The sequence below is a fragment of the Frankia sp. CcCS3 genome (genome assembly GCF_977927575.1).
Genome location: NZ_CDWRCL010000071.1, coordinates 1 through 16,351 on the forward strand (window position 1 = coordinate 1; position 16,351 = coordinate 16,351).

A 16,351-nucleotide genomic window follows, 5' to 3' on the forward strand; every position below is an offset into this window, starting at 1 on the left:
CAGGCCCTAGTGGAGCCGTCGTGTCAATGCGATAGTGTCCCGCTCCACCCGCTCCACCCGCTCCACCCGCTCCACCCGCAACCCGCGCGACCCCGATGGGCCGCATGCTGCTCCAGATGCTCGCCATGTTCGCGCAGTTCGAACGCGACACGATCATCGACCGGGTCATCGTCGGCATGGAACGCAAAGCCGCCAAGGGCCTGTGGATGGGCGGCAACCGGCCCTTCGGCTACCAGGTCGACCGCGCCAACTGGAAACTGCTCGCCGACGAGAAGGAAGCGCCCGTCGTCCGTCTGATCTTCAACCTCTACGTCCGCGACCGGCTCGGCACCCGCGCCATCGCCAAGACCCTCAACGAACGCGGCCACCGCACCACCACCGGCGGCCCCTGGTCCGGACACCAGGTGCTCCGCGTCCTGGACAACCGCATCTACCTCGGCGAACTGACCTTCCGCGAGATCACCGTCACCGACACCCACGAACCGATCATCGACGCGGCCCAGTTCGCTGAGGCCGAGAAGATCCTCACCATCCGCAGCGACGAACACACCCACCGGGCCGCCAGCGACTCCGACTACTACCTCACCGGCCGGATGCGCTGCCCGCAGTACCGCGCTCGCCGCCTTCTACCGCGACCACCAGCAGCTCATCGCCGACGCCGTTCACCACGCCCGCCAGCTCCACCACAACGCCCACGCCGACCGCATCGGCGAACTCGCCACCGTCCAGACCGACCTCACCCAGACCGACCAGGCCATCGACCACTACCTGTCCGCCTTCGAGCGCGGCACCCTCGACGAAAAAACCCTCGCCACCCGACTCGCCGCCCTGCGCACCAAGCAGAAGCAGCTCCGCCGCCGCCCTACCAGCCACAACGCCCCCGAAAGGAGCGGTTCGTACAATGCCAAACATGGTGGGGCGGGTGAGACTCGAACCCCGGGATGCCACGCGGAGCTCGGCATCCCGGGGTTCGGGGAGTCCTCCCCCGGTGGACATCGCGGCCTGCCAGGAACCGACCGATGGCCGGCGAACACGGTGGGCCGGTCGGGTGGCCGGGGTCAGGTGGCCGAGGTCTGCGCGAGCAGCCCCTCGAGTGCCGGGCCCACGATCCGCTTGAACATCCGTCGGGTCCGGGTCCGGTCCAGCATGCCGACCTCCAGGTTGGCGGCCGCGAGGACCCGCTCGCCATTCTGCGGCAGGCCCGGGGGCACCCCGACGGTCAGGGCCTGCACCGCGACGCGCAGCGCCTCGGCGAGCGGCTGGCCGTCCCGGTGATGCTCCTTCAGTGACGTCGTGACCTGCTCGGAGGCGCCACCGATCGCGACGAAGCCCCGCTCGTCGGCGATCGACCCGTCATAGGTCAGCCGGTAGATCTGGTCGTCGGCGATCGAGGTGCCGACCTCGGCGACGACGATCTCGACCTCGTAGGGCTTGACGCTCTCGCTGAAGATCGCACCGAGGGTCTGCGCGTAGGCGTTGGCGAGCGCGCGGCTGGTCACGTCACGCCGGTCGTACATATAGCCACGCGAGTCCATGAGACGGATGCCCGCCGTCCGCAGATTCTCGAACTCGTTGTACTTGCCGACCGCGGCGAACGCGATGCGGTCGTAGATCTCACTGATCTTGTGCAGGGTCGCCGACGGATTCTCGGCGACGAACAGGATCCCGTTCTCGTAGGTGAGGACGACGACGCTGCGACCCCGCGCGATGCCCTTGCGCGCGTACTCGGACTTGTCGCGGACCTGCTGTTCGGGGCTCGCGTATCCGAACGGCATGGTCACGTCAGCCTCCCGAGTTCGTCGAACGGTCCGCGATGATGGCCGTCACCACTGGTTCTATCTCATCGTCGGCATAGCGACGGTAGCCGTCCGCCGTCACGACCGCGACGATCGGGTACAGCTTGCGGATTACGTCCGGCCCGCCGGTCGCCGAGTCGTCGTCGGCGGCGTCGTAGAGGGCCTCGACGCTGATCCGGACGGCGTCGTCCTGGCTGAGATCGGACCGGAACCGCTTCTTCAGCGAACCCTTCGCGAACACCGAGCCCGAACCGATCGACTCGTACGTGCGCTCCTCCGACTTCGCCGCCGCGATGTCGTAGGAGAAGATCCGCCCCTTGCCCGTGTCGAGGTCGTACCCGGCGAACAGCGGGACGACGGCGAGGCCCTGCAGGGCCATCGGCAGGTTTCCCTTGACCATGGCCGCCAGCCGGTTGGCCTTCGCGTCCAGGCTCAGCGTCGACCCCTCGATCTTCTCGTAGTGCTCCAGCTCCACCTGGAACAGCCGGATCAGCTCGGCGCCGACCCCGGCAGTGCCGGCATACCCCACACAGGAGTAGTCGTCGGCGTGATGGACCTTCTCGACGTCCCGCTGAGCGATCATGTGCCCCTGTGTCGCGCGCCGGTCACCGGCCATGATCACGCCACCGGAAAACGCCACCGCCACGATCGTCGTGCCGTGCGCCACCTCGGTGACCGGCCCCGGCAGGCCACCCCGGGCCCCCGGCAGCAGGTGCGGCGCCGACCGCGACAGGAAATCGGCGAACGACGATGTTCCCGGCGTCATGAACACAGCCGGTAGGCGCCCGGCGGCCCCCAATGGATCAGCCACGCATCCCCCTTCCGATAGTCGGTCACGTGAGCCGCGCGCCCGGGGCGTCCCCGAGGCTCCCGGCCCGACGTTACAGATGAAGCACAACATAGGGCTATCGCCCCCCGAAGCGGGCGGGCAGGCCGGTCGAACGAGTCGGCAGGGAAGGCGGTCACGGCCGCACGTGCGGCCCGCCGACCTGCGCCGGGGCACGCGGACGGTGCGGCGCCGGGCCCCCGCGGCACGCGGCCTCACCCGGCGGCGTCGACCCCGCCAGAGCTACCACCGCCGGGCGTCATCCACGACGCCCGATACCACTGGCTACCGGCCCGCCGGTTACCGGACGGCCGGCTACGGACCGCCGTTACTGGCCGCCCTTCTGGACATAGCCCTTCACGAACTCCTCGGCGTTCTCCTCTAGGACGTCGTCGATCTCGTCGAGCAGGGAATCGACGTCCTCGGAGAGCTTCTCGTGCCGCTCCTTGAGGTCGGAGGCACTCGTGTCCTCGGTCGCGACGTCGTCGATCTCCTCCGCCCGACGGTCCGCGTGTTGCTGCCCGCCGCCGCTGTCCCTGGTGGCCATGAAGCCCTCCTTCGATCGCCTGGCGCGACACTATCCCGCCCCACCGACACCATCCGTTCGATCGGTGAGAGGTCCACTCCATCACGAACCGGCCGTTCCGTCGCGACGTCCGCCCAGGGCGCAACGTGAACCCCCTGCCAGGGATCCGGCGCCGGCTCTCCCGACCGGGATCGGCGCCGGCTCTCAGCGGCCGGCGAGCGCGTCCACCAGATCACTCGCCGTGGGGCAGCGGGTGAGCAGCTCGCCCACGTGCGCCTTCGTGCCGCGCAGCGGCTCCAGCGTCGGCACCCGCTGCAACGAGTCCCGACCGATGTCGAAGATGACCGAGTCCCAGGACGCGGCGGCGACCTGCTGCGGGTAGAGCGCGAGGCAGCGGCCCCGGAAGAAGGCGCGGGTGTCCTCGGGAGGCTCGGTCATCGCCCGGGTGACCTCCTCCTCGCTGACGACGAGATCGAACCGGCCCCGGGCCACCAGGCGGTTGTAGAGGCCCTTGTCCGGACGGACGTCGTGGTACTGCAGGTCGACGAGCTCCAGCCGCGGCGAGTCCCAGGCCAGGCCGTCCCGCGACCGGTAGCCCTCCAGAATCGACAGCTTCGCGACCCAGTCGAGCTCGCGGACGCAGCTCATCGGGTCGACCTCGAGGCGGCCGAGGATCGACTCCCAGCGGGAGAGCATGTCGGCGGTCTGGCCGTCGACGTCGGCACCGAACCGGTCCTCGACGTACTTGCGGGCCTGCTCGAAGTACTCCATCTGCAGTTGCACCGCGGTCATCCGACGACCGTCGCGCAGAGTCACCAGATGCTTGAGGGACGGATCGTGCGAGATCGCCCGCAGCGCCGCCACGGGCCCGTCCACCGACAGGTCCGCGGTGAACCAGCCGTCCTCGATCATCGCGAGGACCAGGGAGGTCGTTCCCACCTTCAGGTAGGTGGCGACCTCGCTCATGTTCGCGTCGCCGATGATGACGTGCAGCCTGCGGTACTTCTCCGGGTCGGCGTGCGGCTCGTCCCGGGTGTTGATGATGGGCCGCTTCAGCGTGGTCTCGAGCCCCACCTCGACCTCGAAGAAGTCGGCCCGCTGGCTGATCTGGAACCCCGGCTCCCGGCCGTCGATGCCGATCCCGACCCGCCCGGCCCCGCAGACGACCTGACGGGAGACGAAGAACGGGGTGAGGTTGCGGACGATCTCCCCGAAAGGCGTCGACCGTGCCATCAGGTAGTTCTCATGGCATCCGTACGAGACGCCCTTGTTGTCGGTGTTGTTCTTGTAGAGGTAGACCGGCTTGGAGCCGGGCACAGACAACGCCCGGCGGGCGGCCTCGGCCATCACCCGCTCCCCGGCCTTGTCCCACAGCACGACGTCGCGAGGGTTGGTGACCTCGGGCGAGGAGAACTCCGGGTGCGCATGATCGACATAGAGCCGCGCCCCGCTGGTCAGGATGACGTTGGCCAGGCCGAGATCGTCCTCGTTAGCCGGGGCGCTCGGATCGACCGCCGGCTCGCGGGGCAGTTCGAAGCCCCGGGCGTCGCGCAGCGGTGACTCCTCCTCGAAGTCCCACCGGGCGCGGCTGCCCGACGCCGACGTTCGACTGGCATACGAGTTCACCACCAACGACGAGGCCAACATCTGATTGGTGTTCGGCTGACCGGGCACCGATACGCCGTACTCGGTCTCGATCCCCATGATCCGGCGCGCGCTCACTCTGCAAGCGTAGGTGCTGCACGGGCGGTCGGTTGGCCGGACGTCTGCCTTGTTTGCTCTGGGCCGCTCGGGATGACACGTCCGCTGCCACGCCTATCGTCAGAATTCGGTGGCGGCACGGTAGTCCGACCGACCGGCGTTCACCGAGGATGCGGGCGGAAGGATACACCCAGGGGTGCCAGTGCCGCAATGCCCAGAGCAACGCCGCCCAGAGCAACGCCGTGGGCCCCGGGGCCCACGGCGTTGGCTCGGGTCCCGCCGTCGGGCGGGACCCGAGCCCCTTACAGGTACCGGCCGTTACAGGTACTGCGACCGTTACAGATACTGGCCGGTGTTCGCGATCGTGTCGATCGAACGGCCGGCCTCGGTACCCTTCGTTCCGGTGACAAGCGTGCGGATGTAGACGATCCGCTCACCCTTCTTGCCGGAGATCCGGGCCCAGTCGTCCGGGTTGGTCGTGTTCGGGAGGTCCTCGTTCTCCTTGAACTCGTCCATGCAGGCGGCGAGCAGGTACTGCATGCGCAGCCCCTTCTGCCCGCCCTCGATGTGCTCCTTGACCGCCATCTTCTTGGCCCGGGCGACGATGTTCTCGATCATCGCACCGGAGTTGAAGTCCTTGAAGTACAGGACCTCCTTGTCTCCGTTGGCGTAGGTCACCTCGAGGAAGCGGTTCTCCTCGCTCTCCGCGTACATCCGCTCGACCACGCGCTGGATCATGGCCTGAACGGTCGCCTCCCGGTTACCGCCGAACTCGGCCAGGTCATCCGGGTAGAGCGGCAGCTCCGGCACGACGTACTTGGCGAAGATGTCCCGAGCCGCCTCGGCGTCGGGCCGCTCCACCTTGATCTTCACGTCGAGCCGACCCGGCCGCAGGATCGCCGGATCAATCATGTCCTCGCGGTTGGACGCGCCGATCACGATGACGTTCTCAAGCTGCTCGACGCCGTCGATCTCGCTGAGCAGCTGCGGGACGATCGTGTTCTCCACGTCCGAGGACACCCCCGAGCCACGGGTCCGGAAGATCGAGTCCATCTCGTCGAAGAACACGATCACCGGCATCCCCTCGGACGCCTTCTCGCGCGCCCGCTGGAACACCAGCCGGATCTGCCGCTCGGTCTCGCCGACGAACTTGTTGAGCAGCTCGGGACCCTTGATGTTCAGAAAAAACGCCCGACCGGTGCCCTGGCCGGTCTTCGCCTCGACCTTCTTGGCCAGCGAATTGGCGACCGCCTTGGCGATCAGCGTCTTGCCGCAGCCGGGCGGGCCGTAGAGCAGCACACCCTTCGGTGGCTTGAGCTGATGCTCCCGGTAGAGCTCCTTGTACAGAAACGGCAGCTCGACCGAGTCCCGGATCGACTCGATCTGGCTCTTCAGGCCGCCGATCTGTTCGTAGCCGATGTCGGGAACCTCTTCGAGGACGAGCTCCTCGACCTCGGACTTGGGAATCCGCTCGAAGGCGTAGCCAGAACGGGATTCGATCAACAACGAGTCCCCGGACCGGATCGGTCCGTCGAGCAGCGGCTGGGCCAGCATGACCACCCGCTCCTCGTCGGTGTGACCGAGCACCAGCGCCCGGTCCCCGCCCTCGAGGACCTCTTTGAGTAGGACGATCTCACCCTGCCGCTCGAACGCGCGCGTCTCGACCACGTTCAGCGCCTCGTTGAGCATGACCTCCTGGCCGGGCAAGAGATCACTGATGTTGACGCTCGGCGACACGGTCACCCGGAGCTTTCTGCCCTGAGTGAACACGTCGACGGTGCCGTCGTCGTAGGAGGAGACAAAGATCCCGTAGCCGCTGGGCGGCTGCGCGAGCCTGTCGACCTCCTCCTTCAGGGTGACGATCTGGTCTCGCGCCTCGCGGAGGGTCGCGACGAGCCTGTCGTTCTGTCCCGTGACAGCCGACAACTCCGCCTGGATCTCCGCGAGCCGTTCCTCCAGCACCCTGAGCTGCCTGGGCGATTCGGACAACCTACGCCGCAGCATGGTCACTTCCTCTTCCAGGAAGGCGACCTGCGTCGTGAGCTCGTGTGTTTCCTTCTCGTACGCCGACCGCCGTGATTCGGCATCACCTGGACGACCCGTGCTCCCATCGGAGCCAGAGCCCGAACGGGGACCGGACACTGCGCCTCCACCTCCCCCGTGCTGACCGGGACGCACCCACACTACCGTTGTGACCGCCGCTGGCAGGCCGGTCGGGCAAGGACGATCCAGCTTTGCCGTAAACAGCGGGTTACGGTGCCATGCTGACAGAAGATCGGAGCCCTGTGGCAACTCCAGCGAAGCCGGGCGTTTCGGCAGACCTGCGGGTAAGGGTCGACCAAGATGCCTGCACCGGCGACGGTCTGTGCGTGCAGCTCGCTCCCGCCGTCTTCGAGTTCGACGTCGACGGTCTGGCCTACGTCAAGGACAGCGCGGGGGAGCTGCAGATGCAGCCCGGCGCCTACGTCCCGGTGCCGCTGCCGCTCGTCGACGCGGTGGTCGACGCGGCCGACGAGTGCCCGGGGACGTGCATCTACGTGGAACGCCCCGACGGCACGCTGGAGGCCGGCGGGCCCGTCGGCTGACGACTGGCCCGCCCGGCCGGCACACTCGCGACCACGGCCTGCCCCATGGAACCCCATGGGAATGGCCTGCCCCCTGGGACCCCATGGGATACGTCACATCGGCTGGATCGTCGCCGACCCTGGGTCGGCATCCCGGGACCGGTCGGTCTCGGACCCGGTCTCAGAGCTGGGCTCGGACCCGGGCTCGAGGGCGGGGTCGAGGCCGATCGGCGCGCCTTTCGCCGGCCGGCGGCGGCGCACCGGAGGAGTGACCCCCTCGGCGAGGCGCCGCGCGGTCACCAGGAAACCGGTGTGGCCGACCATGCGGTGACCGGGCCGCACGGCCAGACCCTCGACATGCCAGTCCCGCATCATCGACTCCCACGCCGCGGGCTCCGTGAACGTGCCGTGCGCCCGTAGCGTCTCGACGATCCGGGAAAGCTGGGTGGTGGTAGCGACGTAGGCACAGACCACCCCGCCGGGCACCAGCGCCGCGCTGACGGCGTCAACGACCTCCCAGGGCGCGAGCATGTCGAGGACGGCCCGGTCGACGTCACGCTCGGTTGTCTCGGCCAGGTCCCCGACCAGCACGGTGTGGGCGGGATGCGGGCCGCCGAAGAACGCCTCGATGTTGCGCCGGGCAATCTCGGCGAAGTCCGCGCGCCGCTCGTAGGAGACCAGACGCCCGGAGTCGCCGATGGCACGCAGCAGCGAGCACGACAGCGCCCCGGACCCGACGCCGGCCTCCAGCACCCGGGCGCCCGGGAAGATGTCCGCATAGGTGACGATCTGCGCCGCATCCTTGGGGTACACCACGGTCGCCCCGCGCGGCATGGACAGCACGAAGTCGACGAGCAGCGGGCGCAGCGCCAGGTAGTCGGTGCCACCCGTGCTGGTGACGACGATCCCCTCCGGCCGGCCGAGCAGGGCGTCATGCTCGACGGCTCCCCGGTGGGTGTGAAACTGCCTGCCCGGTTCGAGGACGACGGTGTGCCGGCGCCCCTTGGGATCGGTCAGCTGCACCCGGTCGCCCTTGGTGAACAGGCCCCGGCGATGAGCGGCGCCGGTCGGGGGCGGAGCGTAACCGCCGGCCAGGGACGGCACCTCCCCCGGGGACACCGGCTCGTCGGGCGGGGCGCTCACCGGGACGCCACCATGCGGGCGGCGGCGGCCGGATCGATATGGGCGACGAGATCCACCATCGCGAGCACGCCGACCGGGCGGCCCGCCTGCTCCACGAGGTACTCCGACGCCGGCACCCGCTGCACAGCCGCCAGCAGGGCCTCGCCTTCCAGATCGGCGTCGAGGACCATGCCGGGCGAGATCACCCGACTCACTTCATCCACGGTCATCCAGGGTCTCCGATGCTCCGGCAGCGCGTCGACCGCGGAGCCATTCATGATCTTCAGGGGACTGTCGTCACGGTCGATCACCGCGACGGCGGTGGCGCCGACCTCCTGGGCTCGCCGCAGCGCCTCCGCCAGCGGGACGGCACCCTCGACGGGCAGCGTCCGGCGCGCAAGGCGGCCGGCGCACAGGCCGGGCAGCCGCTCCCGCACCTGCGCGGCGCGCAGCGACTGGTAGGCCGCGAACGCGAGGAAGCCCGCCAGGGCATAGGTGTACACCATGCCGATGCCGTCGGAGGTCGACGCACCCCAGACGACCAGGCCGGCGGCGACGACGAACCCGCCGTAGGCACCGGCCCGCAGCCCCCGCAGCTTGTCGCGCGTCAGGCCCCACACCGCGGCGACGACCACCCGTCCACCGTCCAGCGGGAGGCCGGGTGCCAGGTTGAAGAGGAACAACGCGATGTTGATGAGTCTGAGATCGTGCAGGACCGCGCCGGCATCGCTGGTGTCGTCGAGGCCGAGCAGGCCGAGGTGACAGCCGGCGGCCAGCACCCCGTTGACCGCCGGGCCGACGAAGGCGATCAGGAACTCGCGGCCGGCACTGCGGGGCTCCGGCTCGAACTCGGTGAACCCGGCGAAGCCGTGCAGGGTTACGGACCGCACGGTGTGACCGAACGCCAGCGCCGTCAGAGCGTGACCGATCTCGTGGGCGAGCAGGGAGGCCAGGAAGCCGATAGAGATCAACGAGGAGAGCGCGAGGGTCCGCCCGTCGGACGCCAGCGGCAGCCGGTCGCGGATCGAGCCGGAGAGCAGGTAGGCGACGAGGACGGCAAAGACGATGGCGAACGGCGAGATGACGATGGGAACGCCGCGGATCCGCCCGACCAGCACGCCGGGGGGGCGCTCACTTGGAGCCTGCCCCGCCGGGCTCGCGCCGCCGTGGGCGCTCGAGCCTGCGCCGCCCGAACCCGCGCCGCCGTGCTGATCCGCCATGGATCCGATGCTACGGACCATACTCCGACCCGTCGTCCGGGACCGAGTGGCAAAGATGTCGGTGGGGGGATCTAGGGTCCAGGACATGACCTCGACGCAGCGCTCTCCTGCCATCCCGGGACCGGTGGCGTCGGCCGCACCCCGGCCGTTGATTGGTTCACTGTCACCGTCGCGGGCGGCGGACTTCGTCAACTGTCCGTTGCGCTACCGGTTCCGGGTCGTCGACCGGCTCCCCGAGCCGCCGAGCGAGGCCGCGACCCGCGGGACTGTGGTGCACGCGGTCCTGGAGAAGCTGTTCGATCTCCCGGCGTCCCGGCGTACCCTGCAGGCCGCACGGGAGCTGGTCGAGCCGGCCTGGGATACGGTGCGCGCCCGCGAGCCGGCGGTCGATACGCTGTTCGGTGGCCGCGACGAACTGGCGGCATGGTTGGAGTCGGCCCGCGAACTGCTCGCCGGGTACTTCGCGCTGGAGGATCCGTCACGACTGGCGCCGGTGGCCCGCGAGCTGTACGTCGAGCACGTGCTCGACTCCGGCCTGCGGCTGCGGGGCTACCTGGACCGGCTCGACGAGGCGACCACGGCGCAGGGACCCGCCCTGCGGGTGGTCGACTACAAGACCGGCCGCTCGCCCGGTCCGGCGTTCGAGAGCTCGGCGATGTTCCAGATGAAGTTCTACGCCCTGCTGCTCTGGCGGATCCGTGGAGTGCTCCCGCGCGAGCTGCGGCTGTACTACCTCGGCGACCGCACCTGGCTGCGGGCCACCCCCGACGAGGCCGACCTGCGGGCCACCGAGCGGCGGATCGAGGCCCTGTGGGCGGCGATCGACCGCGCGCACCGCACCGGGGACTGGCGCGCCACCCCGAACAGACTGTGTTCCTGGTGCGACCATCAGGCTCGATGCCCAGCCTTCGGCGGCACCCCACCACCGCTACCGCAGCAGACATCCATGGTGCCGCTCGACGAGGCCGCCACCACCGTCTGCGAGGCGGACGGCTGATGGCGGTCTCAGGCCGGGCCCCGTTCCCCGCGGACAGCCCGTTTACGGTGCCGACATCCTCGGCTCGCCGGCGGCGGTGGCTCCACCGGGCCTCCTCGGGGGCACTCCAGATCACCCGATTACCAAAAGTAATATCGATCGGATCTTCAGTACTGCCAGCGGTACAGTCGGCGACGGCGAGATGCCGATCATCGTTCGGTCGTTGGGGAGATCGACCACGGTAGCCGAACGGCCGCCCCAGGTCAGTCGGGGCCGAGCGCAGGCAGGACAGGCACGACGTGTCGAGAGAGACCGTGTCGAGAGACGTCGAGAGAGACACAGCGCGCCGCGAGGGAGAGGACATCACGATGGCCCGACGGACCGGATCGTCCCGAGGCGGGAAGCGGGGCGCGGTCGCGGGCAGCCCGCCCGGCCGGGAGGACCGCGGGTCGCGGCCCGGCGAGTACGCTGCCGGCCGCGACGGCCGGGCTCCCGAGCACCCGGGCGGCCGGCGAGAAGACGGACCGGACGCCGCACCCGCGGCCCGCGCCGCCAAGCTGACGAAGGTCTATGGCTCCGGTGATACCACCGTCACGGCACTGCGCGAGATCAACCTGGCCTTCCCCCGCGGCCGATTCACCGCAATCATGGGGCCGTCCGGGTCGGGGAAGTCGACGCTGATGCACTGCCTGGCCGGGTTGGACACGGTCACCCGGGGACGGGTCTTCATCGGCAATGTGGACCTGTCCCGGCTGTCCGACAAGCAACTGACCCAGTTGCGTCGCGACCGCATCGGGTTCATCTTCCAGCAGTTCAACCTGCTGCCCACGCTGACCGCGGCCGAGAACATCACGCTGCCGTTGAGCATCGCCGGGCGTTCGCCGGACCGGGCCTGGATGCGCACCGTCGTTGACGCGGTCGGTCTCGCACCGCGGTTGAAGCACCGGCCGAGCGAACTCTCGGGCGGTCAGCAGCAACGGGTTGCCTGCGCGCGGGCACTGGTCACCCGGCCGGAGATCATCTTTGCCGACGAGCCGACCGGCAACCTCGACTCCCGGTCGGGAGCCGAGGTGCTGTCGTTCCTGCGTGACTCGGTCTCCGAACTCGGGCAGACAATCGTCATGGTCACCCACGACGCGACGGCGGCGTCCTACTCGGACGAAGTGATCTTCCTTGCCGACGGTCGACTCGTTGACGCGATCGCGAACCCGACCGCGGAGGAGGTGCTGGACCGGATGAAGCACCTCGACGCCGCCGCGGACGGCTTGGCGGCCGACGGCGAGATCGCTGACGGCCGGGACGGTGGCTTCGAAGAACACGACGCCGACAGGCGCACCCCCCGCTACCGCGACGACCATAACGACACCGACGGTCGCTACGGGCCTGCCGGTGGCTACCCAGACCAGGTCTACCCAGACCAGCCGACCTACGGGCGGGACGAGCACGATCCCTATCAGAGCCATTACCCGGAGCGGCGCACCGGCCAGTTCGAGGCAATCCCCGCCCCGGACCTCGGGCCCGACGCCGGTGGGCAGCCGGCCTCCAGGCGGGTCGGCGGCACGCGCCACGGTGAGGAGTACCACTCCGGCCGCTCCCACCACCGGCCGGTGCCGAGCCCTGGCGGCGGGCCTCCACTCACCGACCCCGGCCGCACCGGCGGTTTCGGTCCTCGCCCCGGCCATGTTGACGGCTCCGGCCATGTCGACGGCCCCGGCCGTGTTGACGGCGGACGGGACAGTTACCACCCGGATGACACGGAGCCGGCGGGCTGGACCTGAGCCGATGCTGCGCGCCACCCTCAAGAGCCTGCTGGCCCGCAAGGTCCGGCTGGTGCTCTCCATGCTGGCGGTCGTCGCCGGGGTGAGCTTCGTGACCGGGACCCTGGTCCTGACCGACACCCTCAACCGGACGTTCGACACCCTCTTCACCAACATCAACAAGAACGTCAGCGTCGCCGTGCGCTCGGTCAACGCGATCGACCCGACGAGCGACGTCGGCCGCCCGCCGCTACCGGCCTCGCTCCTCCCCACCGCCGCCGGAGTGGACGGGGTGCGGGTGGCGGTTGGCAAGGTCAACGGCCAGGCCGTCCTCGTCGACCCGGCCACCGGCAAGCCCTCGAACACCAACGGTGCGCCGGGGATCGGTATCAGCTGGACCGGGGATCAGCCCACCTCGGCGGAGGAGATCGCCGAGGGTCGCCCGCCCGGCCCCGGGGAGATCGTCGTCGACCGGGCGACCGCGGAGAAGCTCCACCTGCCGCTCGGGGCAAAGATCTCGGTGCAGACCAAGGGTCCGCCCGCGCAGTACACCCTGGTCGGCACCTTCCGGATCGGCGGTCAGGACAGTCTCGGGGGCGCCGCCATCACCGCGTTCGACACCGCCACCGCCCAGCGGGTCCTGCTCGCGCCCGACCGGTTCAGCGCGATCCACCTGGCCGCCAAGCCCGGCCTGACCCAGGAGGAGCTGCGGGCCCGAGTCGCCGCCGCGCTCCCGCCGGGTGTCGAGGCGATCACCGGCAGGCAGTTAGCGGATGAGAGCGCCAGTGCCGTGCAGAACGCCGTCAGCGGCTTCTCCACCTTTCTGCTGATCTTCGCCGCCATCTCGGTCTTCGTTGGCGCCTTCATCATCTTCAACACCTTCACGATGCTCGTCGCCCAACGGGTGCGGGAACTGGCCCTGCTGCGAGCGATCGGGGCGAGCAAACGTCAGGTCCAGGTGTCCCTGCAGGTCGAAGCGGCGCTGGTCGGCTTCGCCGGGGCCAGTGCCGGCCTGGTGGCCGGCGCGGGGCTCGCGCTGCTGCTGCGCGCCGCCGTCGGCCTGTTCGGCGTGGAGCTGCCCAGCGGTGCGCTGGTCTTCCGCCCCCGCACCGTCGTGATCGCCTACACCGTCGGTGTGCTCATCACCGCCGCGGCGGCGTTCGTGCCAGCCCGCAAGGCCGCGTCGGTGCCACCGATCGCGGCGATGCGGGAGACCTACGTGCTGCCGACCCGCTCGCTGCGCTCCCGGGCGATCGCCGGGTCGGTGCTCACCGCGCTCGGCATCGTCCTGATGATCCTCGGCACTGCCTCGGCGGGCAAGCCGGGAGCCACCGCCGTCGGGGTGGGCGCGGCGGGGATCTTCCTCGGCGTCGCCACCCTCTCACCGCTGCTGTCCGGACCGATCATCCGGATCCTCGGCGCACCGTTGGCGAGGATGTTCGGGGCCACCGGCCGGCTCGGCCGGGAGAACGCGATGCGCAACCCGCGCCGGACCGCCTCCACCGCCTCCGCGTTGATGATCGGACTCGCCCTGGTCAGCGCCTTCTCCGTGCTCGGACAGTCGATCAAGGAGTCGGTGCGGGAGACAGTGTCGAACAGCCTCGGCGCCAATTTCTACCTGACTCCCCAGAACTTCGGGCAGGGATTCAGCGGTGAGGTGGCTCGCGAGCTGGCCGGCAAGCCCGGCATCGAGATCGCCACGGGTCTTCGGGGCGGCCTGGTGAAGATCTCCGGGCAGAGCTCCCAGGTGCTGGCCGGCGACCCGGCGGGTCTGGTCAAGATGCTGGCCATCAAGGAGGTGACCGGTGACGTCCACGCCCTCGGCGACGGCACGATCCTGGCCGAGGACTCCACCGCCGCGGACCACCAGCTACGGGTGGGGCAGAAGGTCCCGGTCACCTTCGCTGACGGCCGCGCGGAGCTGACCCTGGTGGGCACCTACAAGAAGAGCCAGGTAGCCGGCAAGTGGATCATCTCCACGAGCGAGTTCGCCCGGCATTCCACCGATGACCTCGACCTGTTTGTCCTGGTGAAGAGGGCGAGCGGGGCAGACCCGGCGATGGTCCGGGCCGAGATCGCCACGGTGGTCAAGTCGTTCGCCACCGTGGCGGTCCGGGACCAGTCCGAGTTCGTCGCACAGCAGGAGAAGCAGGTCGACCAGCTGCTCGGGTTCATCTACGTGCTGCTGGCCTTGGCAGTCGTCATCGCACTGTTCGGTATCGTCAACACCCTGGCGCTCTCGGTAATCGAACGGACCCGGGAGATCGGTCTGCTGCGTGCGGTCGGCATGACGCGGTCGCAGATGAGGCTGATGGTCATCCTTGAATCAATGATCATCTCGGTCTTCGGAGCCGTGCTGGGCGTCGTCGTCGGGAGCATCTTCGGCTGGGCGCTGACGAAGGCGCTGGCCTCCCTGGGAATCAGCACGTTCGCCTACCCGGTACGGACGATCCTGCTCGTGGTCCTCACCGGGGCGATCCTCGGCGTGCTCGCCGCCGTCTTCCCCGCCCGGCGCGCCGCCCGCATGGACGTCCTGCGCGCCATCTCCGCCGTCTGACCCAGCACCCACCAGCACCGGCCAGCACCCGGAACGGGCGAATCTGGGGGAGCAAGGCACGGTCCCGGCCCCGCGAACCGTGCCTTGCTCCCCCGAACTCCCCCGAACTCCCCCGGGCCCCCGGGCTCCCCCGCCAGGTCACTGCTGCCGCTGGCGGAGGAGCATCTGCTCCACCATCTCCACGACGTATCTTCGCCGGCTCAGGGCATCGGCCCAGGTGAACCGGAGGAGCCTCCAGCCGAGGGCGAGCAGGGCGTTCTGCCGGACCCGATCCCGGAAGAGTGCGTGGGGATCCTCGTGGAAGGCGGCGCCGTCGGCCTCGACGGCCAGCAGACAACTGGGCCAGGCCATGTCCAGCCGCGCAACGAGCCCCGCAGATCGGCCCCTGCCGGCGGACGAGGTCGTCGGAGCCGAGCCCGAACCGCCGGGTGAGAGTTGGCCGGGCACGTCGGGCTCCCATACCGGCCATTGGAGCTGTTCGGGCGCCAGACCCGCATCGGTGAGCAACAACCGCAGTCGCGTCTCCAGCGGAGACTCGGCCCGTCGGTCGACCAGATCGAACCAACCTCGCCGTTCGGCTGTGCCCCAGCGGCGCGCGGCCGCCGCCCGCACCCGGTGGACGTCGTCCAGATGCCCGCCCCGCAGGGCGGCGTCCAACAGGCTGACCGCGGTCTCCCGATCACTGTCCAGCACGAGATCGGCCAAAGTCCGCTCGACCGTCGTCACCGGAATACCCGACAGCAGTCGCCGTTCGTCAGCGTCGCACCAGCCCCGGTGCACCACCAGCCCCGGAGTGTGCGCCACCGCGCCCACCGCAGGGGGGACAAGAAGATGCACCGACTCGGCTTGGTAGGCCGTTCGTCGCCGCCCCGTATCCGTTGCCTCGCGGGGAACCGACCCCGGCAGACCCGGCCGGGAGGGGTCTCCTGCCGGGGCGGAGCGGTCGATGGGAGACCGTGACGGCGAGCGCACGGAATCGCACCATCGGGCCCCATCGGGCCGCGGGCTCGCCCCGTCCACAATGGCAGGGACCTCGGAAGACCCTCCAGGGCGAGAAGGCGCGCGGCGGTGATACCGCAGACAACGGCCCTGGGACGACCGACCAACGCAGCCCGCACGGACCCACGTACGGCATGGGCACCGGGCAGGAGGAACGTGCCCCGATAGGGAACCGACCACGCATCGTCGCGTATCAGCCGGTTGAGCTGACGCCGGGTGATACCGAACGCCCGGATCTGCGGCCAGGTGAGCATCCCGTCCTGGCGGGCGTCTAGGCTTGTCTTCCGCACGTGCGTGCGATGAGCCA

The 16,351-nt window shown here is 69.7% G+C and carries 13 protein-coding genes and 1 pseudogene; 5 read left to right on the top strand and 9 right to left on the bottom strand.

Annotated elements, in window-relative coordinates:
- Window positions 1-125 precede the first annotated feature (125 nt).
- Window positions 126-470, top strand: a pseudogene (locus tag AC08OQ_RS08855) (recombinase family protein); the annotation flags it as partial.
- Between the two features lie 112 nt (window positions 471-582).
- On the opposite strand, the gene AC08OQ_RS08860 reads toward AC08OQ_RS08855, so the two are convergent.
- The 6 genes from AC08OQ_RS08860 to arc all read right to left on the bottom strand — a co-directional run bounded on the left by AC08OQ_RS08860 (window position 583) and on the right by arc (window position 6,991).
- On the bottom strand, window positions 583-873 hold the full coding sequence (locus tag AC08OQ_RS08860) for a hypothetical protein (protein ID WP_476600148.1): 291 nt from the start codon (window positions 871-873) through the stop codon (window positions 583-585).
- Window positions 874-1,058: 185 nt separating this feature from the next.
- On the bottom strand, window positions 1,059-1,781 hold the full coding sequence (gene prcA / locus AC08OQ_RS08865; RefSeq protein WP_023841072.1) for a proteasome subunit alpha: 723 nt from the start codon (window positions 1,779-1,781) through the stop codon (window positions 1,059-1,061).
- A 1-nt stretch (window position 1,782) separates the two neighbouring features.
- A complete protein-coding gene (gene prcB, locus AC08OQ_RS08870; RefSeq protein ID WP_476600144.1) occupies window positions 1,783-2,607 on the bottom strand; it encodes a proteasome subunit beta in 825 nt (274 codons plus the stop codon).
- Between the two features lie 343 nt (window positions 2,608-2,950).
- Window positions 2,951-3,169, bottom strand: a complete 219-nt coding sequence (locus AC08OQ_RS08875) for a ubiquitin-like protein Pup (RefSeq protein ID WP_476592864.1) — start codon at window positions 3,167-3,169, stop codon at window positions 2,951-2,953.
- 183 nt (window positions 3,170-3,352) lie between these two features.
- Window positions 3,353-4,870, bottom strand: a complete 1,518-nt coding sequence (dop, locus tag AC08OQ_RS08880) for a depupylase/deamidase Dop (protein ID WP_476592863.1) — start codon at window positions 4,868-4,870, stop codon at window positions 3,353-3,355.
- Between the two features lie 315 nt (window positions 4,871-5,185).
- Entirely contained in the window at window positions 5,186-6,991 is a 1,806-nt protein-coding gene (gene arc, locus AC08OQ_RS08885) for a proteasome ATPase (protein ID WP_476600142.1), read from the bottom strand.
- Between the two features lie 143 nt (window positions 6,992-7,134).
- On the opposite strand from arc, the gene AC08OQ_RS08890 reads away from it, so the two are divergent.
- Window positions 7,135-7,434 (top strand): ferredoxin, encoded by a 300-nt coding sequence (locus tag AC08OQ_RS08890; protein ID WP_476592861.1) that lies wholly within the window; start codon window positions 7,135-7,137, stop codon window positions 7,432-7,434.
- Between the two features lie 93 nt (window positions 7,435-7,527).
- Here the strand turns inward: AC08OQ_RS08890 and AC08OQ_RS08895 are convergent, their stop codons facing one another.
- Entirely contained in the window at window positions 7,528-8,508 is a 981-nt protein-coding gene (locus AC08OQ_RS08895; protein WP_476600146.1) for a tRNA (adenine-N1)-methyltransferase, read from the bottom strand.
- 44 nt (window positions 8,509-8,552) lie between these two features.
- A complete protein-coding gene (locus AC08OQ_RS08900; RefSeq protein ID WP_476600140.1) occupies window positions 8,553-9,755 on the bottom strand; it encodes a site-2 protease family protein in 1,203 nt (400 codons plus the stop codon).
- A gap of 85 nt (window positions 9,756-9,840) precedes the next feature.
- On the opposite strand from AC08OQ_RS08900, the gene AC08OQ_RS08905 reads away from it, so the two are divergent.
- The 3 genes from AC08OQ_RS08905 to AC08OQ_RS08915 all read left to right on the top strand — a co-directional run bounded on the left by AC08OQ_RS08905 (window position 9,841) and on the right by AC08OQ_RS08915 (window position 15,045).
- Complete coding sequence (locus AC08OQ_RS08905) at window positions 9,841-10,752, top strand: RecB family exonuclease (protein WP_476600139.1); 912 nt, start codon at window positions 9,841-9,843, stop codon at window positions 10,750-10,752.
- A 347-nt stretch (window positions 10,753-11,099) separates the two neighbouring features.
- Entirely contained in the window at window positions 11,100-12,509 is a 1,410-nt protein-coding gene (locus AC08OQ_RS08910; protein ID WP_476600137.1) for an ABC transporter ATP-binding protein, read from the top strand.
- A 4-nt stretch (window positions 12,510-12,513) separates the two neighbouring features.
- The gene (locus AC08OQ_RS08915) at window positions 12,514-15,045 is read left to right on the top strand and encodes an ABC transporter permease (RefSeq protein ID WP_476600135.1); all 2,532 of its coding nucleotides are present in this window, start codon (window positions 12,514-12,516) and stop codon (window positions 15,043-15,045) included.
- 138 nt (window positions 15,046-15,183) lie between these two features.
- Here the strand turns inward: AC08OQ_RS08915 and AC08OQ_RS08920 are convergent, their stop codons facing one another.
- A complete protein-coding gene (locus AC08OQ_RS08920) occupies window positions 15,184-15,849 on the bottom strand; it encodes an endonuclease domain-containing protein (protein WP_476600133.1) in 666 nt (221 codons plus the stop codon).
- Between the last annotated feature and the right edge of the window lie 502 nt (window positions 15,850-16,351).